The organism is Trinickia diaoshuihuensis, assembly GCF_003390925.1.
GTDB lineage: Bacteria > Pseudomonadota > Gammaproteobacteria > Burkholderiales > Burkholderiaceae > Trinickia > Trinickia diaoshuihuensis.
Map to the genome: position 1 here is coordinate 1 of NZ_QUBS01000084.1, position 18,859 is coordinate 18,859.

At 64.2% G+C, this 18,859-nt stretch carries 19 protein-coding genes; 15 read left to right on the forward strand and 4 right to left on the reverse strand.

From position 1 onward, the window contains the following. Positions 1–176 precede the first annotated feature (176 nt). The 5 genes from ctaD to DXT59_RS22010 all read left to right on the forward strand — a co-directional run bounded on the left by ctaD (position 177) and on the right by DXT59_RS22010 (position 3,855). Entirely contained in the window at positions 177–1,784 is a 1,608-nt protein-coding gene (gene ctaD / locus DXT59_RS21995; protein WP_116139107.1) for a cytochrome c oxidase subunit I, read from the forward strand. Positions 1,785–1,938: 154 nt separating this feature from the next. Continuing rightward, a complete protein-coding gene (locus DXT59_RS31260; RefSeq protein ID WP_420823420.1) occupies positions 1,939–2,034 on the forward strand; it encodes a cytochrome oxidase small assembly protein in 96 nt (31 codons plus the stop codon). A gap of 30 nt (positions 2,035–2,064) precedes the next feature. Continuing rightward, positions 2,065–2,682, forward strand: a complete 618-nt coding sequence (locus DXT59_RS22000; protein ID WP_116139109.1) for a cytochrome c oxidase assembly protein — start codon at positions 2,065–2,067, stop codon at positions 2,680–2,682. 26 nt (positions 2,683–2,708) lie between these two features. Further along, the gene (locus DXT59_RS22005; RefSeq protein ID WP_116139111.1) at positions 2,709–2,903 is read left to right on the forward strand and encodes a DUF2970 domain-containing protein; all 195 of its coding nucleotides are present in this window, start codon (positions 2,709–2,711) and stop codon (positions 2,901–2,903) included. A gap of 94 nt (positions 2,904–2,997) precedes the next feature. Then, complete coding sequence (locus DXT59_RS22010; protein ID WP_116139113.1) at positions 2,998–3,855, forward strand: cytochrome c oxidase subunit 3; 858 nt, start codon at positions 2,998–3,000, stop codon at positions 3,853–3,855. 184 nt (positions 3,856–4,039) lie between these two features. Here the strand turns inward: DXT59_RS22010 and DXT59_RS22015 are convergent, their stop codons facing one another. Continuing rightward, positions 4,040–4,249, reverse strand: a complete 210-nt coding sequence (locus DXT59_RS22015; protein ID WP_116139115.1) for a twin transmembrane helix small protein — start codon at positions 4,247–4,249, stop codon at positions 4,040–4,042. A gap of 141 nt (positions 4,250–4,390) precedes the next feature. On the opposite strand from DXT59_RS22015, the gene DXT59_RS22020 reads away from it, so the two are divergent. The 6 genes from DXT59_RS22020 (at position 4,391) to DXT59_RS22045 (ending at position 9,440) form a co-directional block, all read left to right on the forward strand. Beyond that, positions 4,391–5,095: an SURF1 family protein gene (locus DXT59_RS22020; RefSeq protein ID WP_116139117.1), complete on the forward strand. Its 705-nt coding sequence runs from the start codon at positions 4,391–4,393 to the stop codon at positions 5,093–5,095. Positions 5,096–5,114: 19 nt separating this feature from the next. After that, a complete protein-coding gene (locus tag DXT59_RS22025; RefSeq protein WP_420823416.1) occupies positions 5,115–5,762 on the forward strand; it encodes an SCO family protein in 648 nt (215 codons plus the stop codon). A gap of 31 nt (positions 5,763–5,793) precedes the next feature. Continuing rightward, on the forward strand, positions 5,794–6,903 hold the full coding sequence (locus DXT59_RS22030; RefSeq protein ID WP_116139121.1) for a COX15/CtaA family protein: 1,110 nt from the start codon (positions 5,794–5,796) through the stop codon (positions 6,901–6,903). A 4-nt stretch (positions 6,904–6,907) separates the two neighbouring features. Next, positions 6,908–7,813 carry a heme o synthase gene (gene cyoE / locus DXT59_RS22035; protein ID WP_116139552.1) on the forward strand — a complete coding sequence of 302 codons (906 nt, stop codon included), beginning with the start codon at positions 6,908–6,910 and terminating at the stop codon, positions 7,811–7,813. Between the two features lie 7 nt (positions 7,814–7,820). Next, positions 7,821–8,432: an SCO family protein gene (locus DXT59_RS22040; protein WP_116139123.1), complete on the forward strand. Its 612-nt coding sequence runs from the start codon at positions 7,821–7,823 to the stop codon at positions 8,430–8,432. Between the two features lie 198 nt (positions 8,433–8,630). Beyond that, entirely contained in the window at positions 8,631–9,440 is an 810-nt protein-coding gene (locus DXT59_RS22045; protein WP_116139125.1) for a MetQ/NlpA family ABC transporter substrate-binding protein, read from the forward strand. A gap of 76 nt (positions 9,441–9,516) precedes the next feature. Here DXT59_RS22045 and DXT59_RS22050 read toward each other — a convergent pair whose 3' ends face one another. Further along, positions 9,517–10,443 (reverse strand): bifunctional helix-turn-helix transcriptional regulator/GNAT family N-acetyltransferase, encoded by a 927-nt coding sequence (locus tag DXT59_RS22050; RefSeq protein ID WP_116139127.1) that lies wholly within the window; start codon positions 10,441–10,443, stop codon positions 9,517–9,519. Positions 10,444–10,854: 411 nt separating this feature from the next. Here DXT59_RS22050 and nagA point away from each other — a divergent pair, with 411 nt between their 5' ends. The 4 genes from nagA to nagE all read left to right on the forward strand — a co-directional run bounded on the left by nagA (position 10,855) and on the right by nagE (position 17,415). Continuing rightward, positions 10,855–11,958, forward strand: a complete 1,104-nt coding sequence (gene nagA, locus DXT59_RS22055; protein ID WP_116139129.1) for an N-acetylglucosamine-6-phosphate deacetylase — start codon at positions 10,855–10,857, stop codon at positions 11,956–11,958. Next, complete coding sequence (locus DXT59_RS22060) at positions 11,942–12,958, forward strand: SIS domain-containing protein (protein WP_116139131.1); 1,017 nt, start codon at positions 11,942–11,944, stop codon at positions 12,956–12,958. Before nagA ends, DXT59_RS22060 begins: the two co-directional genes overlap by 17 nt. Positions 12,959–12,971: 13 nt before the next feature. Then, positions 12,972–15,554, forward strand: coding sequence for a phosphoenolpyruvate--protein phosphotransferase (ptsP, locus tag DXT59_RS22065; RefSeq protein WP_116139554.1), 2,583 nt, complete (start codon positions 12,972–12,974; stop codon positions 15,552–15,554). A 106-nt stretch (positions 15,555–15,660) separates the two neighbouring features. Continuing rightward, entirely contained in the window at positions 15,661–17,415 is a 1,755-nt protein-coding gene (nagE, locus tag DXT59_RS22070) for an N-acetylglucosamine-specific PTS transporter subunit IIBC (RefSeq protein WP_116139133.1), read from the forward strand. 99 nt (positions 17,416–17,514) lie between these two features. Here nagE and cydX read toward each other — a convergent pair whose 3' ends face one another. Both cydX and cydB read right to left on the reverse strand, forming a co-directional pair. Next, positions 17,515–17,631: a cytochrome bd-I oxidase subunit CydX gene (gene cydX, locus DXT59_RS22075; RefSeq protein WP_116139135.1), complete on the reverse strand. Its 117-nt coding sequence runs from the start codon at positions 17,629–17,631 to the stop codon at positions 17,515–17,517. Between the two features lie 61 nt (positions 17,632–17,692). Next, entirely contained in the window at positions 17,693–18,829 is a 1,137-nt protein-coding gene (gene cydB / locus DXT59_RS22080; protein ID WP_116139137.1) for a cytochrome d ubiquinol oxidase subunit II, read from the reverse strand. Positions 18,830–18,859: the final 30 nt, after the last annotated feature.

Genomic DNA, 18,859 nt, shown 5'->3' on the forward strand with positions numbered 1-18,859 from the left:
AAGCGAGGCGCCCGCCGCGAGCGGCGCGCAGGCGGCGAGCGGGCCGACGGCCGCGATCGGCCCGAGCGGCGCCGTGACGGCCAGCCGGATGGTCAAGGAACAGCCGGAAGCGGTCGCTGGCCGCTCCCAGCCTGCGGCTTAACGTGTCGCCGCACTATTTGCTCTAGGAGATTCTCATGTCTAGCATCGGACACGATGTAGCCGCGGGCCATGGTCACGACGACCATGCGCACGCCACGCCGCATGGATGGCAGCGGTGGCTGTTCGCCACCAATCACAAGGACATCGGGACGATGTACTTGTTGTTTTCGTTCACGATGTTCCTCGTGGGCGGCGTCGCGGCGTTGATGATTCGGGCCGAGTTGTTCGAGCCGGGCTTGCAGATCATGCGGCCCGAGTTCTTCAACCAGCTCACCACGATGCACGGTCTCATCATGGTGTTCGGCGCGATCATGCCGGCCTTCGTCGGCTTCGCGAACTGGATGATTCCGCTGCAGATCGGCGCGGCCGATATGGCATTCGCGCGGATGAACAACTTCAGCTTCTGGCTGCTGCCGGTCGCCGCCGCGCTGCTCGTCGGCTCGTTCTTCGCGCCGGGCGGCGCGACGGCCGCGGGCTGGACGCTGTATGCGCCGCTGTCGACGCAGATGGGCCCGGGCATGGACTTCGCGATTTTCGCGGTCCACATCATGGGCGCGTCGTCGATCATGGGCTCGATCAACATCATCGTGACGATCCTGAACATGCGCGCCCCGGGCATGACGCTCATGAAGATGCCGATGTTCGTGTGGACTTGGCTCATCACGGCGTACCTGCTGATCGCGGTGATGCCGGTGCTCGCGGGCGCGATCACGATGGTGCTGTTCGATCGCCACTTCGGCACGTCGTTCTTCAACGCGGCCGGCGGCGGCGACCCGGTGATGTATCAGCACATCTTCTGGTTCTTCGGGCACCCCGAGGTCTACATCATGATCTTGCCGGCGTTCGGCATCGTGTCGCAGGTCATTCCGGCCTTCGCGCGCAAGCCGCTGTTCGGCTATAGCTCGATGGTGTACGCAACGGCCTCGATCGCGATTCTCTCGTTCATGGTCTGGGCCCACCACATGTTCGTGACGGGCATGCCGGTGACGGGTCAGCTCTTCTTCATGTACGCGACGATGCTGATCGCGGTGCCGACGGGCGTGAAGGTGTTCAACTGGCTCGCGACGATGTGGCGCGGCTCGCTGACGTTCGAGTCGCCGATGCTGTTCGCGATCGGCTTCCTGTTCGTGTTCACGATGGGTGGCTTCACGGGGCTGATGCTGGCGATGGCGCCGCTCGACATCCAGTACCACGGCACTTACTTCGTCGTCGCGCACTTCCATTACGTGCTGGTGGCCGGGTCGCTCTTCGCGTTGTTCGCGGGCTGGTACTACTGGTCGCCGAAATGGACGGGCTGGATGTACAACGAGACGCGCGGCAAGATTCACTTCTGGGCGTCGATGATCTTCTTCAACTTGACGTTCTTCCCGATGCACTTCGTCGGTCTGGCCGGCATGCCGCGTCGCTATGCCGATTACCCGGCGCAGTTCACGGATTGGAACCAAGTGGTGTCGATCGGCGCGTTCGGTTTCGGTCTGGCGCAGGTCTACTTCCTGTTCGCCGTCGTGCTGCCCGCTTATCGCGGCGCGGGCGAACTCGAGAAGGCCGCCGACAAGCCGTGGGACGGCGCGACGGGCCTCGAATGGACGGTGCCGAGCCCGGCCCCGTTCCATACGTTCGAAAACCCGCCGACGGTCGAGTAACGAGATTGGGCCGATGCCCGCCGGTCGGCGCATGCGATGCGTATGAACGAACCGGCGGGCGGGTCCCCGATATGAGGCGAGGGCGGTACGCCGCGCTCGCCTTCGCAACGAATAGACGATGAATCACCCACACAAAAGACGTTCGCCGGAGCGTATGCGCGCCGGTAATCTGCGGCTCGCGCTGATCTTGGTTGCGGTTGTCGCCGTCTTCTTTGTGAGTGCCGTTCTGAATCAGTGGCTGTCTCACTGAGACGGGCGCCTGCCGTAAAGCGAGGAAACGATGGCAACGCCTTTGCCGCGCGATAGCGATCGGACGCTGAACCGTTCTATGCTGATCAAGCTCGTCGTGATGGCGGCGGTCATGTTCGGCTTCGGCTTTGCGCTCGTGCCGCTTTACCGTGCGATCTGCTCGATCACCGGGGCGAACAGCCTCGTGAAGCGCGACGTCACGGCAGCCGGCGCGAGAAATACGCAAGTGGATTTGACGCGCACGGTTTCGGTGGAGTTCGACGCCAATGCGCGCGGCGCGCTGGCGTTCGTGCCGGAGCAAAACGCGTTCGACGTGCATCCGGGCGCGGTCACGGTCGTGAAGTACCGCGTGACGAACGGCCAAAACCGTACCGTTCGCGCGCAAGCGATTCCGAGTTTCGCGCCGGCGCTCGCCGGGCAGTACTTCGAGAAGATCGAATGTTTTTGTTTCACGCAGCAAACGCTCGCGCCGCATGAGACGCGCGAGATGCCGGTGGTGTTTTTCGTCGATCCGAAGCTGCCGCGCGACGTGAAGACGATTACGCTGTCGTACACGTTTTTCGAATTGGGCGGTCCGGCGGGCGAGACGGTGAATGCGGGCAAGGGCGGCAAGGCCGCGGCGACGCCAACGGCGCCGGCCGGCGCATGAATGGAAGCGAGAGCGGGGTGAGGACGATGGCGTCTAGCGGCAAGAGCAGTTTTGCTCGGACGGTGAAAGCGGTGCTCTGGTCGTTTTTCGGCGTGCGCCGGCGAGCGGACCATGAAGCCGATACGCAACTCAATCCGCTGCATCTGATCGCGGCGGCCATTATCGCGGCGGCCGTGTTCATCGGATTGCTGGTGGCCGTGGTGCATATGGTCACGAGCTGAGCGAGCCGCGGGCGGACAACTTAAAAGCGAAGCGGTGCGCGGTCAAACGCGCCGCGATAGTGCGAAACAATTGGACTGAAGTGGAGAATCAACAATGAGCGGTCAAAACGAGAGCCCGTATTACTTCGTGCCGAATCCGTCTCGGCACCCAGTCACGGCGTCTATCGGCGTGTTGGTCATGCTCGGATCGTTGGCGCTGTGGATCAACGATACGCCCTGGGCGCCGTACACGATGTTCGCGGGCTTGCTATGGCTGCTCTTCGTGCTCTGGCACTGGTTCGGCGATGCGATCGCCGAATCCGAGACCGGCATGTACGGCAAGCGCGTGGACCGCTCGTACCGCTGGAGCATGAGCTGGTTCATCTTTTCCGAAGTGATGTTCTTCGGCGCGTTCTTCGGTGCGCTCTTTTATGCGCGGATGATCGCGTTGCATGAACTCGGCAGCCTCGACTACAAGCTCATTTGGCCCGACTTCACGGCGGTATGGCCGAACGAAGGTCCGGCCGCGCTGGCCGGCCACTTCAAGCGGATGGTGCCGTGGCCCGTGCCGACGATCAACACGGCATTGCTGCTGAGCTCGGGCGCCACGCTCACCGTCTCGCACCACGCGCTGCGCGACAACCATCGCAACAAGGCGATCGTGTGGCTCGCCGCCACCGTCGCCCTCGGTCTGCTGTTCTTGTTCCTGCAAGGCTTCGAGTACGTTCACGCGTACAACGAACTGAACCTCACGCTGGCGTCCGGCGTGTACGGCTCGACGTTCTTCTTGCTGACCGGTTTCCACGGCTTCCACGTGTTCCTCGGCGGCACCATGCTCACCGTCGTGCTCGTGCGCTTGATTCGCGGACACTTCACGGCCGATCATCACTTCGCGTTCGAAGGCGCTGCGTGGTACTGGCACTTCGTGGACGTCGTCTGGCTGGGTTTGTACGTCGTCGTCTATTGGCTGTAATGCAGCAGCAGGCCCGTCCGGCTGGATGGACGGGCCTCGATGCATCGCGCCGATGCGCGATGCATCGAGATGAAATCCCCGTGCGCCGCCTGCGATTCGATCGAGGCGGCGTTTGTCTTTTCAAGTGGGGTGCTGCGGCAATGTGCCGCGGCGAAGCGGCGGGGAACAGCGGATAAAAGGCCGTTTAGCGGCCGAGCGGGACGTGGCTGTAGTCGATCCAGCCGAGCCAATGGGCGAGCCACAGGAAGAGGAAAAGCGAGATCGAGAGGCCGACGCGCGTCGCCAGAGACCAGACCATCCGCTTGGTCTTACCCTTGTCGTGCATCATGAAATAAAGGGCCGAGACCATACTGGCGATGATGAGGATGAAAGCGACGGCAACGAAGATATGCATGGAACCAACCGATGTTCGGATTCGACAAAAAGCAACTGATGCAATTATCGCACCGACGTCGCCTGCTCACGCGGCGTACGAGGGCCCGATGGCAATCGTCGATGGCCGGCTGCGGGATGTTCGAGGCGCGGTTGATCTGACATGAAGATTCGTCTCGTCCCCGCGCTATTGATTCTGATCGTGATGGCGATCACGATCCGCCTCGGATTTTGGCAACGCGACCGCGCGCATCAAAAGGAAGCGTTGCAGGCGCAAATCGATCGTTACGAACATGCGCCGGCGCAGCCGGTCGGCGGCCAGCCGATCGCGCTGGCGTCGATCGAGTATCACCGGGTCCGGGCCGTGGGACACTTCATGCCGGAGCATGTCGTGTATCTCGATAATCGTCCCTATCGCGATCAGCCCGGTTTTTACGTCGTGATGCCGTTCGCGTTGTCCGGCGGCGGCCACGTACTCGTCAACCGGGGCTGGCTGCCGCGCAATGCCGACGTGCGCACGGCGATCGCGCCGTACCATACGCCGCTCGGCGAAGTCGCGATCGAGGGCATTGCGCGCGCCAACGCATCGCGCGCGTTCGAACTCGGCGAAGGTGGATCGGCCGCGCATCAAGCCATCCGCCAGAACCTCGATATCGGCGCATTCGCTCGGGAAACTGGTTTGCAACTGCAACCGTTCGTGATCGAGCAAACGAGCGACGATGGCGATAAGCTCGTACGCGATTGGCCGGCGCCCGCGATGGGCGTGGAAACGAATTACGGCTACATGCTCCAGTGGTGGGGCATGGCGGCCGCGGCGCTGGGCTTCGGCTTATACGCGGCCAGGCGCGCGGCGAAAAAGGGAAATTGAGAGGGAGTTACGCTTGTCGATGTCATCTGAACATTCTCGCGAGCAAAAGCAGCGCGCGCCCGCATCGGCCGGGCGCACGCCGCGCGGTTCTTGGACCAACGGCCGGTGGATGGTGCTGCTGATCGCGCTCGTATGCGCGGCGCCCGTCATCGCGTCGTATCTGACGTATTACGTGATTAAGCCGAAGGGCGGCGCGACGAACTACGGCACGCTGATCGAGCCGCAACGGCCCATTTCGCCGGCATTGATCGTCAAGGACGAAGCCGGCAAGACGATGCCGCTCGCCTCGCTGCGCGGGCGTTGGATCATGATCAGCGTCGATCGCAGCGCTTGCGACGAGGCCTGTGCGACGAAGCTTTATTTCATGCGGCAAATTCGCGCAACGCAGGGCGGAGAGCGCGAGCGTATGCTGACGGTCTGGCTCCGCACCGACGCCGGGTCCGTGCCCCCCGTCATCGAGCAGGCTTATCCGGATACAGGCAAATACATTGCGGATCCGGCCGCGCTGTCCGCCTGGTTTCCGTCCGAGCCCGGGACGACCGACGTGGACCATATCTACTTGGTCGATCCGAACGGCAACTTGATGATGCGCTTTCCGAAGAACCCCGATCCGAAGAAGATCAAGGGGGACATCACGCGGCTGCTGAAGTGGTCGAGTATCGGCTGACGCGCGTCGCCGATCGGTTGGAGGGTAATCGATGTTCTTGCTGCAATTGGCCGCGACGGGGCTTTGTATCGCGCTGCTTCCCTTGAGCTACGTATGGGTCAGGGGCAGCGACGACAAGTTCCGCAAGCTCGTCTGGGTCACGACGTTTCTGACGCTCGATCTGATCATGTTCGGCGGCTTCACGCGCCTGACCGATTCCGGGCTCGGTTGTCCGGACTGGCCCGGCTGCTACGGCACCGCTTCGCCGTTCCTCGCGCACGCTCAGATCAGCGCCGCCAACGCCGCGATGCCGACAGGGCCCGTGAGCATGGTCAAGGCCTGGATCGAGATGATCCATCGCTACTTCGCCATGGCGATCGGCGTGCTGATCGTCGCCCAGACGGCCAGCGCGTGGCTCGCGCGCGTCAAGCGCCGGACGCCGCACGTCTCGCCGTGGTGGCCCACCTCGCTGCTGCTGCTGATCGTCGTGCAAGGCGTCTTTGGCGCATGGACGGTCACGATGAAGCTGCAGCCGGTGATCGTGACGACGCATTTGTTACTCGGCCTGACCCTGCTCGGCTTGCTCGCTTGGTTCGCCGCCCGGCTCACGCCCATGCCGGCATTCGAGCCCGAGATCGCACGCTATCGCGCGTGGGCGCTTGCCGGGCTCGCGCTGCTCGTCGCGCAGATCGCATTGGGCGGATGGGTGAGCACGAATTATGCGGTGCTCGCCTGCACCGATTTCCCCACCTGCAACGGTCAATGGGTGCCCCCGATGAATTTCGCGCAAGGATTTCACCTCTGGCGGGCGCTCGGTATGACCGGCGACGGCGAGGCGATCACGCAAGACGCGCTCGTGGCGATTCATTGGACCCACCGCACGTTTGCCGCGGTCGTCATCGTCTACCTCGCGGTGCTCGCATTGAAGCTGCGCCGTTACGCGTCGCTGCGCAGCCCGGCGACGGGCGTCTTGATCGTGCTCGCGCTGCAGTTCGCGACGGGGTTGTCGAACATCGTTTTGCAGTGGCCGCTGCCGATTGCCGTTGCGCACAACGGCGGGGCGGCCGTCCTGCTGTTGCTGGTCGTTGTGCTAAACTTTCGAACCGCTTCCAGCCGACTTGGCCGCGCCGCCGTTTCGCCGCGCGAGGCCGCACCTGCGTGATCCCATGGAAAGCACGACATTCGCCCGTCATCCGGGCTCCCGAATCTCCCAATATCTCGCGCTCACGAAGCCTCGTGTGACGCAACTCGCGGTGTTTTGCGCGGTTATCGGCATGTTCTTGTCGACACCGGGCATGGTGCCCTGGACCGTGCTCGTCGGCGGAACCGTCGGCATCGCGCTGACGGCGGGCGCCGCGTTCGCGATCAACTGCTTGGTGGAGCAAAAGATCGACGCGATGATGCGTCGAACCGCTTGGCGCCCGTCCGCACGTGGCGAGATCTCCACGTTGCAGATTCTGCTGTTCTCCGCCCTGCTGGGCGGCGCCGGCATGTGGACGCTCTACGCGCTGACCAACGCGTTGACGATGTGGCTGACCGTGGCCACGTTCATCGGTTACGCCGTCGTTTATACGTTGCTGCTCAAACCGGCCACGCCGCAAAACATCGTGATCGGCGGGGCGTCGGGCGCGATGCCTCCGGCGCTGGGCTGGGCCGCCGTGACGGGGCACGTTCCGGGCGACGCCTGGATCCTCGTGCTGATCATCTTCGTTTGGACCCCGCCGCATTTCTGGGCGCTCGCGCTGTATCGCCGCAAGGATTACGAAAACGCGGGATTGCCGATGCTGCCCAACACGCACGGCGAGCAATACACGCGGCTGCACATCCTGCTCTACACGGTCATCTTGTTCGCCGTGACGCTGATGCCGTTCGTCTCCGGCATGAGCGGCATCGTCTACCTCGTCTCGGCGGTTTTGCTGGGCGCCGTCTTCCTGGCCTACGCGTGGAAGATCTATCGCGAGTACTCGGATGCGCTCGCGCGCAAGACCTTCCGTTACTCGATCGTCTACTTGTCGCTCCTGTTCGCCGCGCTGCTCGTCGATCACTATGCGCGCGGCCTGATCGGTCTTTGACCCGTTTATGTCCAAGCTTTCGCTGATGCGCGCCTCGCGCGCTATTCTCGCGGCATGCCTCGTGGGCGGCGCACTGTTCGTTGCCGGCTGCGGCAAGAGCGAGCCGGCGTTCCAAAATCTCGATCTGACGGGCAACAAGCAGTTCGGCACCGATTTCTCGATGCCCGATACGGACGGCAAGTTGCGCACGATGGCGGACTACAAGGGCAAGGCCGTCGTGCTGTTCTTCGGCTACACGCATTGCCCCGACGTTTGCCCGACGACGATGGCCGAACTTACCCAGGCCATGCAGCAGCTCGGGCCCGACGCCAAGCGCGTGCAGGTCCTGTTCGTCACCGTCGATCCCGAGCGCGACACGCCGCAAGTGCTCTCGCAGTACGTGCACGCCTTCGATCCTTCGTTTGTCGGTCTCAGGCCCGACAACGCTCAGCTTGGAAAGGTCGCCAAGGACTTTCGCGTCTATTACGCGAAGGTGCCGGGCAAGACGCCCGAGAGCTACACGATGAATCACACGGCGGCGAGTTACGTGTTCGATCCTTCGGGCCAGTTGCGTCTGTTCGCCCGCGACGGACAGGGCGTCCAGCCCTGGGTTCACGATCTGAAGCTCTTGCTCGACTGATCGGGCCGAATTCCAATGACGATGACAGCGGCCGTAACGGCCGCTTCGTCGTCGAGCTCGATCAGTTCGTTCTCCTAATCGATAGCGCCGCGTCGTTCGATTCGCATATCCATATGCGATCAACGTATTTCCCTTCCAAAGGCGGCTATGACACCATGCCGTGTCTTTTTATTTTTCCTATAAAGAAAGCGAGTTTTTATGCAACGCGGAACGCTTCTCAAGCTCCTCTCGTCCGCCGCAGCCAGCGCGGCATTCGTTATCGGTTCGGTCGCCCATGCCGATCAGGTCGTCAAAGTGGGTACGATCGCGGGTCCAGACGAGCAAACGTGGGCAGTCGTGCAAAAGGTGGCGAAGCGAGAGGGGCTCGACGTCAAGATCGTGACTTTCAACGATTACGTGCAGCCGAACGCGGCGCTCGACGCGGGTGATCTCGACGCGAACAGCTTTCAGCATCAGCCCTACCTCGACAGCCAGGTGAAGCAGCGCGGCTACAAGATCGTGACCGCGGGATTGACCTACATTTCGCCGATCGGCATCTATTCGAAGAAGCTCAAATCGGCGAAGGACCTCACGCAAGGAGCAAAGGTCGCGATCCCGAACGACCCGTCCAACGAGAACCGCGCGCTGTTGCTGTTGCAAGCGCAAGGCTTGGTGAAGCTGAAGGCGGGCGCGGGCACGAACGGCAATAACGCGACGACGCTCGACGTGGCCGACAATCCGAAGAAGCTCAAGCTGGTCGAATTGGATGCGGCGCAACTGCCGCGCTCGCTCGGCGATGTCGATGCGGCCGTCATCAATACGAACTACGCGCTGGCCGCCGGACTCTCGCCGACGAAAGACGCGATTGCGCGCGAGGACGTCCATAGCCCCTACGCGAACCTGATCGCCGTTCGGACACAGGATAAAGACAAGCAGTGGGTGAAAAAGCTCGTGGCCGCGTATCAATCGCCTGAAGTGCGCGCGTTCATCGAGACGCAATTCAAGGGCGCGATGGTGCCTTCGTTCTAAGCGAATCGGCCCCGATAAAAACGCCGCGTGCCTGCACCGCACGCGGCGTTTTTTTATGCGGACGACGACACGCCGTTCATAACTTCCGCTCCCAAGTCTGGGCGATCAAATTGCGCCCGAACCGGCGCTCCGGCTCGGTCGAGATGCATTTGAATCCCGCGCGCTCGAATACGCGGCGGCCGTCGTTGAGCACGCCGCATGTGGTCAGCGTCAGCGTGTCGTAGCCTGCACGCCGCGCGAACCCGATGCTTTGCCCAACGAGCAGAGTACCGATGCCCAAGCCGCGCGACTCCGGTTCCACATACAGCAGCCTCATCCGCGCGGCATGGTCGGATAAGGCCGTCACGAATGCCGCGCCGACGACCGTTTCCTGCTGCTCGGCAATCCAGCACATCGCCCGCTCGCGATCTCGCAGCCGCGACAATTCCGCCATTTCCTGCGCCGCGAATGCCTCGAAGCCCATGTCGGCGCCATACTCGGCCCCGAACAACAGCGCTTGGCGGTGCACGAGCCATCCGTAATCGCCCAGCCTCGGGGCACGCAGCGAGACGGCCGCGCGCGGCGGCGTGCGGTCGAGAAGCCGCTCGATGATGCGCATGGCGGAGATCAGTTGTTCTTGCCCCGCCGCGGACAGTCCCTCCAATACGCCGCACACTTCCTCGATGGCCGCGACTTCGAGCGGCGCGTATGCGGCGCGCCCTTCCGGGGTCAATTCGAGCAACGACTGGCGAGCGTCGGCCTCCGATTGGCGCCGCGTGATCAGTTGCCTGCGCTCGAAGCTCGTCAGCAAACGGCTCAGATAGCCGCTGTCGAGCCCGAGCACGCGCGCGAGCTCCGTCGCCGTGGAAACGGTGCCGATCGTCAACTCGCGCAGGACACGGACCTCCGTCAACGAAAACGGGCTCTTTTGCAGGAATTCATGCAATACGCCGATGTGCTGCGTGTAGAAACGATTGAAATGGCGCACCGCTTCCGCGCGGCGCTGCAAGGAAGTTTCGATCAATGCGGGTGTCACCGTATCGTCTAGATTAGTCAGAACTATATGGGATCGTCGTCAACAAACAAGTTCTGCTCCCCAAACTGGTGGGTGACGAACCGGTCCAACCGCGCCTCGGGCGCACGGGCGTTTCGCCGCGCCGCCGTTCGTTTGGACGAAATTGGTATGCAGTGCGGGTAAATCCCGATGCGGAAGAACCGCCCGAAGGGAGGCTCGATTAATGCGCAAACCTTTGTTACTAAAGGGATCCCAGCTTGATCGACGACGACCGCGCGGTAAATTGACTGGTCCTATTCTGGTTATATAATGGGCTCCAATTTCATCGCCCCCCACCAGCAAGACCGCTGCGGGCGCGTGAGCCCGCAACGACGGTGCGCCTTGCTCGCGCACTCAAGCTTTATTTGAGATAGCAACTTCATGCTGAACGGAAACATCCTTACGCCGGACGGTTGGATTCGCGGCGCGCTGCATGTCGAAAACGGGCGGATCATGGCCCTCGAAGGCACGCCTGTCGATCCTGCGACGAACGGCGACCCGTACGTCCTGCCCGGCTTTATCGATTTGCACGTCCATGGCGGTGGCGGAGCCGACGTGATGGAAGCGGGCAACGCCATCGAAACGATCGCACGAACGCACGCGCGTCACGGCACGACGAGCTTGCTCGCGACGACCATGACGGCGCCGCGCGACGAATTGCTGGCCGTCGTCTCGAGCCTCGGCGAAGTGACGCGCAATCGCACGCCGGGCGGCGCGCGCGTACTCGGGGTGCACCTCGAGGGCCCTTACATCAATCCGGGCAAGCTCGGTGCGCAGCCAGACGCGGCGGTCTCGGCCGTCCTCGATGAAGTGTTGAAGTATCTGGCCGTCGCACCGATCCGCGTGGTGACGCTCGCTCCTGAAATCTCGGGGCACATGGAAATCATCTCGGAGATGGTCGCGCGCGGCGTGCGCGTTCAGCTCGGCCATTCGCTCGCCACCTACGACGACGCCGTCGCCGCGCTGAAGCACGGCGCTTGCGGCTTCACCCATTTGTTCAATGCGATGTCGCCGATGCATCACCGCAATCCTGGGCTCGTCGGCGCCGCGCTCGCGCACGCCGAGTTCGCCGAGATCATCCCCGATCTGCTGCATGTCCATCCGGGTGCGATTCGGGCTGCGATGCGCGCGATTCCGCGCCTCTATGTCGTCACCGACAGCACCTCGGCAACGGGGATGCCCGACGGCGAATACCACCTTGGCAGTCAGCACGTGACGAAATGCATGGGCGGCGTCCGCTTGGCCGACGGCACGCTCGCCGGCAGCACGCTGACGATGGACGACGCACTGCGCAATCTCGTGTCGCTGGGCTTGCCGCTCGCCGATGTGTCCAACCGGATGTCGCGTTATGCCGCCGACTACCTGGGCATCGAGGATCGCGGCCGTCTTGCGCGCGGCGCATGGGCCGACGCCGTCGTCTTCGAACGCGACCTGACGCTCGCCGCCACCTACGTCGAAGGGGAACAGATTGTCGAATATGCTTAAAGAGGCGCTCGCCGCGAGCAACGTCGTGGCGGCGCAATGCGCCGACAGCGCGCGCGTCGAGCAACTGGCCGAGCGGCTCGCCGACGCGCCGCGTCACGTCGCGCTGACGATCGCGCGCGGCAGCTCCGACCACGCCGCGAGTTACTTCGCGAGCCTCGTGATGAGCCGGATCGGCTTGCCGGTGGCCTCCTTGCCGATGTCGATCGCGACGCTGCAAGCGGCGCCGCTGCGCGTTGCCGGCGAACCGGCGATCGCTTTTTCCCAGTCGGGCCGCAGTCCCGATCTCGTCGGCACCATGAAGGTGCTGCGCGAGGCGGGCGCGTTGACCATCAGTGCAGTGAACGCGCCCGGATCGCCGCTCGCCGACACCTGCGAATGGCAACTGCCGCTCTTGGCCGGACCCGAGCGCTCGGTAGCCGCGACCAAGAGCTATATCGCGATGTTGTCGATTTCGGCGCAGCTCGTGGCGTACTGGCAGCGCGATCCGATGCTGCTCGATGCGCTGCAAGCGTTGCCCGATACGCTGCGCGACGCCGCGGCGCTCGATTGGTCGCCGGCCGTCGATGCGCTGCGCGACGTCGAACGCATGATCGTGATCGGCCGCGGACTGGGGCTCGCGATCGCCCAGGAAGCGGCGCTCAAGTTCAAGGAAACCTCGGGCATTCAGGCCGAAGCATTCTCGAGCGCCGAGGTGCGCCACGGCCCGATGGAGTTGATCGATCGCGACTACCCGCTGCTCGTGTTCGCGCCGCGCGGCCCCGAGCAAGCCGGTTTGATTCGTCTCGCGGCCGACATGCGTGCGCGCGGCGCGCGCGTATTGCTGGCCGCGCCGAGCGATATCGCCGATGCGCAATTGCCGCTCGCGACGAGCCGGCACGTGTCGCTGGACCCGATCGCGGCGATCCAAACCTTCTACGTCATGGCTGCGGAACTCGCGGCCGCGCGCGGACGCGACCCCGATGCACCGCGCCATTTGAACAAGATCACCGAAACCCACTGAGCGAGAGATGCGGATGGAACGTGCTGAGGAGTCCCGATTAATGAATCAATCCCCGGACAACGTAGTCCTGCTCGCGCCGCTGACGGGACCGGTGGTCGCGCTCGCCGACGTGCCCGATCCGGTCTTCGCCGGTGGGATGTTCGGCGAGGGCATCGCGATCGATCCGCTCGAGGGGCGTCTGCTCGCGCCCTGCGCGGGCGTGATCACGCACCTGGCCCGCACCGGTCACGCGGTGACGCTGCAAACGCCCGAGGGCGCGGAGGTGTTGCTGCATATCGGCATCGATACCGTCGAATTGGGCGGACAAGGGTTCGCCGCGCACGTGGCCCAAGGCGATCACGTGCAAGCCGGCGACTTGCTCATCGAATTCGATCAGGACACGGTGGGGATGAAGGCGCCCAGCCTGGTCTCGGTCGTCGCCATCGCGAATTCCGATGCGTTCGACGTCGTCGAGCGCGGATCGGGGCGCGTGACGGCCGGCGTGACGCCGCTGCTGGCGCTGCGCGCGAAAGGCGGCGCGAGCGCCGCGCCCAACGCGCAGCCGAGCGACGTGAAGGTGCAAGCGAGCCGCACGATCAAACTCGTACAGGCCGGCGGGCTTCATGCCCGGCCCGCGGCGCGTGCGCGCGAGGCCGTGCGCGGATTGCAGGCCCGCGTGGAAGTGCGCCATGACGGCCGCCAAGCGAACGTCGAAAGCGTGGTGGGCTTGCTCGGGCTCGGTGCGGGCGAGGGCGCGAGCGTCGAGTTGGTCGGTACCGGACGCGATGCCGCGCAAGCCGTCGATGCGGTGGCGCGCGAACTGCTGCGCGAAGTGCACGGCGAGTTCGAGGAGACGCCCGCGCGCATCAAATCGCCGGCACCCGTGGCGGTGGTACGGCCCGTGGGCGCGCCGCTCGACCCCAATACGCTGGCGGGCGTATGCGCCGCGCCGGGTATCGCGGTGGGCAAGCTCGTACGCTGGGACGACGCGGAATTTACCCCGCCCGAACTCGCGACGGGCACGCCCGCGGCCGAAAGCCGTTTGCTCGACCGCGCGCTCGCGACGGTGGACACGGAGTTGAATGCGACGGTGCGCGATGCGTCGCAGCGCGGCGCCGTCGGCGAAGCGGGCATCTTCGCGGTGCATCGCGTGCTGCTCGAGGACCCGACGCTCATCGACGCCGCGCGCGATCTGATCAGCCTCGGCAAAAGCGCGGGCTTCGCTTGGCGCGAGGCGATTCGCGCGCAGATCGCCGTGCTCGCGCAAGTCGAGGACATGTTGCTCGCCGAACGGGCGGCCGATTTGCGCGATATCGAGAAGCGCGTCCTGCGCGCGCTCGGCCATACGAACCCCGCCGCGCGTGCGTTACCCGACGAGGCCGTGCTGGCCGCAACCGAATTCACGCCCTCCGATTTGTCCTCGCTCGACCGCGGGCGCGTGATGGCCCTCGTGATGGCGGCCGGCGGCGCGACGTCGCACGCCGCGATCATCGCGCGCCAACTCGGCATTCCCGCGCTCGTCGCGGTCGGCGATGCGTTGCATGCGATTCCCGACGGCACGCAAGTCGTCGTCGATGCGAGCGCGGGCCGGCTCGAATACGCGCCGACCGAACTCGACGTCGAGCGCGCGCGCTTGGAGCGCCAACGCTTGGCCGGCGTGCGCGAGGCGAACCGTCGCACGTCCAGTCAAGCGGCGGCCACGCGCGACGGCCGCGCGATCGAGGTTGCCGCGAATATCGCGACGATCGACGATGCGCGCACGGCCGTCGAAAACGGTGCCGATTGCGTGGGCTTGCTGCGCACGGAGTTGCTGTTCATCCATCGCGAATCGGCGCCGAACGTCGAGGAGCACCGGCAAAGCTACCAAGCGATCGTCGACGCGCTGGGCGGGCGCACGGCCATCATCCGCACGCTCGACGTCGGGGCGGACAAAGAGGTTCCGTATCTGACGCTGCCGCCCGAGACGAACCCCGCGCTCGGCTTGCGCGGCATCCGGCTCGCGCAGGTGCGGCCCGATTTGCTGGACGATCAGTTGCGCGGGCTCATCGCCGTGCAACCGCACGGCAGCGTGCGGATTTTGCTGCCGATGGTGACGGACGCGGGCGAACTTCAGCGCGTGCGCAAGCGCATCGACGATCTCGCGCGCGCACTCGGGCGCACGGATCCCGTCGAGGTGGGCGTGATGATCGAGGTGCCGTCGGCCGCGCTGCTCGCCGATCAACTCGCGCGCCACGCCGATTTTTTGTCGATCGGCACGAACGATCTCACGCAATACACGCTGGCGATGGACCGCTGTCAGGCCGATCTCGCGGCGCAAGCGGACGGCCTGCATCCGGCCGTGCTGCGCCTAATCGACCAAACCACGCAAGGCGCCGCCAAGCACGGCAAGTGGGTGGGCGTATGCGGTGCGCTCGCGGGCGATCCGCTTGCCGTGCCGCTGCTCGTGGGCCTTGGCGTCACCGAGCTTTCGGTAGACCCGGTCGCGGTGCCGGGCATCAAGGCGCGCGTGCGGACCCTCGATTATCAGCTATGCCGTCAACGCGCGAGCGATTTGCTCGCGCTCGACTCGGCGCAGGCGGTAAGAGCAGCAAGCCGCGAGATTTGGCCGCTCGAATAGGCGGGAAATCCTAACTATTAGGATACCTAACTAATTAGCGGTCGAAATCGCACTTAGACGATAGACTAAAAGTAGCAACGACGAGCCAGACCAACCGGAGGATTTAATGGATGCGAACCCATTCCTAAAGGTGCAGCGCTTAGGACGAGCGCTGATGCTGCCGATCGCGGTATTGCCCGTTGCGGGCATCTTGCTGCGGCTTGGGCAGGCCGATGTCCTGAACATCAAGTTGATCGCCGACGCGGGCGGCACGATCTTCGACAACTTGCCGCTGCTCTTTGCGATCGGCGTCGCGGTGGGGTTCGCAAAAGAAAACAACGGCGTGGCGGCGCTCGCCGGGGCGATCGGCTATCTCGTCGAAATCGCCGTGATGAAGGACATCAACGACAAGCTGAACATGGGGGTGCTCTCGGGCATCATCGCCGGTGTCGTGGCGGGGCTGCTGTACAACCGGTACAAGGACATCAAGCTGCCCGACTATTTGGCCTTCTTCGGCGGCAAGCGCTTCGTGCCGATCGTCACGGGGCTCGCGTGCGTCGTGCTCGGCATCGTGTTCGGCTACGTCTGGCAGCCCGTGCAATTGGCGATCGATGCGACGGGCCACTGGCTCACGACGGCCGGTGCGATCGGCGTGTTCGTCTACGGCACGCTCAATCGGCTGCTGCTCGTCACGGGCCTGCACCACATCATCAATTCGCTCGCTTGGTTCGTGTTCGGCACGTTTACGCCCCCGGGCGGCGGTGCGCCGGTGACGGGCGATCTGCACCGGTTCTTCGCCGGCGACCCGACGGCGGGAGGCTTCATGACGGGCTTCTTCCCAATCATGATGTTCGGCCTGCCTGCCGCGTGCTTGGCCATGTTCCATGAAGCGCCGAAGGAACGCCGCGCGCTCGTCGGCGGCCTGTTGCTCTCCATGGCGCTCACCTCGTTTCTGACGGGCGTGACGGAGCCGGTGGAGTACACGTTCATGTTCCTCGCGCCCGTGCTCTACGTGATTCATGCGGTGTTGACGGGGCTGTCGCTGGCGATTTGCCAAGCGCTGGGCGTCCATCTGGGCTTCACGTTCTCGGCCGGTGCGATCGACTACGTACTGAACTACGGCCTGTCGACGAAGGGCTGGTTCGCGATCCCGATCGGTCTGGCCTACGGCGTGGTGTATTACGGCCTGTTCCGCTTCTTCATCCGTAAATTCAACATGGCGACGCCGGGCCGCGAAAGCGCGAGCACCGAGGCGCAAATCGAATCGTTCGCCGCCGGCGGCTACGTCGCTCCGACGGCCGGCGGGGCAGGCTCGCGTGCCGATCGCTATATCGCCGCGCTCGGCGGTGCGCAGAACCTGACGCTGGTGGATGCTTGCACGACGCGGCTGCGTTTGTCGGTCGTCGATGCCGAAAAGATTTCGGAGCCCGCGCTGAAGGCAGCCGGTGCGCGCGGCGTACTCAAGCGCGATGCGCGTAACGTGCAAGTCGTGATCGGACCGGAAGCCGATATGATCGCCGACGAAATGCGCGCCGTGATCGCGGGTGGTGCGGCCGCCGCTGCCGCGCCGGCCACGTCGGCAACCGCCGCGAAGGTGGCCGACGGCCAAACGGGCCCGCTCGATCCCGATCCGATGCGCTGGCTTGCCGTATTCGGCGGTGCGACGAACGTGGTCGCGCTCGATCCGGTGGCCGCCACTCGCTTGCGCGTGGTCGTGCGCGATCCGTCCGCCGTCGATCGCCAGCGCCTGGCCGCGCTCGATGTCGCATGGGTCTCGGCCGATACGTTCCACATCGTCTGCGGACCGGCCGCGCAACGTTACGCGCAGCAACTCGCGACGCGTTTGCCGGCGTCGGGCGGCCCCTCGCCGCAACCGGTTTGAATGCGGGCCGGCGCCTCGTTCCAGAGGCGCCGGCATAATCGCGGGATTCACAAAAGCGGCGCCTGCGCGCCGCTTTTGTCGTTTCGAGGCCCAGGCTGCCTAGCGCCGCTCCACTTTCACGGCCGCCTTTTCCATCCTCGATTCGAGCCACATCGCGTTGATGATGCCGAAGCCGAGCGCGACGCCGATGCCGAGTATCCAACTGAAGTACCACATGATTCGATCTCCCAAGTAACGAAGCAACGTTCAAAGACGTTCCGGCCGCGACGGCCACGGATCAGTACATCGAATGCCGATTCTGTTCGAGCGCCGCTTGCGTAACCTTGCCGCGCATGACGCGATAGACCCAAGACGTGTAAGCCAGCACGATCGGCAAAAAGACGATCACGGCCACCAGCATGATTTGCAGCGTCAGCCGGCTCGAGGTCGAATCCCATAGCGTTAGGCTGCTCTTCGGGTCGAACGACGAGGGCATGATGAACGGGAACATCGAAAAGCCTGCCGTGAGAATGACGCCGGTGATCATGAGGCCCGTTGCGACGAACGCGGATTTTTCGAAACGCGAACGCGCGAGCGCGAAGGCGGCGAGACCGCCGGCGAACGCGAGCGCCGGTGCGATCGTCATCCACGGATAGCGGCCGTAGTTGGCGAGCCATAGACCCGTGCCTCGATCGACTGTCTTGAGCAGCGGATTGGCGATCGCGTCGAGAGGCGGTGCGCTTTCGATTCGATAGCCCGCGATCGAGGTGGCGATCAATGCGCCGGCCAGCGCGAACGTCAGTAACGCGACGCAAGTCGACGCGCGCAGCGCAATCGCGGCGCGCGCCGCGATTGCGCCTTCCGTCTTCATTTTCACGAAGGCGGCGCCGTGCGCGATCAGCATCGATAGGCTCACCAACCCGGTCAGCAGCGCGAACGGATTGAGCAGCGCGAAGAACGAACCGTGATAGGTCGCGCGCATTTCGTTGTCGAAAGCGAACGGTGCGCCTTCGAGCAGGTTGCCGAACGCGACGCCGAACACCAGCGCAGGCACGAAGCCGCCCGCGAACAGCGCCCAGTCCCATGTCGAGCGCCAGCGCGGATCGATGCGTTTGCTGCGGTAGTCGAAGCCGACCGGGCGGAAGAACAGCGCGAACAGCACGAGCAGCATCGCGAAGTAAAAGCCCGAGAACGAAGCGGCATACACGAGCGGCCAGCTCGCGAACATGGCGCCGCCGGCCGTGATGAGCCAGACTTGGTTGCCTTCCCAGGTGGCGCCTACAGTGTTGACGACGATACGGCGTTCATCGTCGGTCTTGCCGACGAAAGGCAGCACGATGGCGGTGCCCATGTCGAAGCCGTCGGTCAGCGCGAAGCCGATCAGCAGCGTGCCGATGAGCGCCCACCAAATCACCTTGAGCGTTGCGTAGTCCATGATGGTCCTTTGATCGATCGATGACGTGGA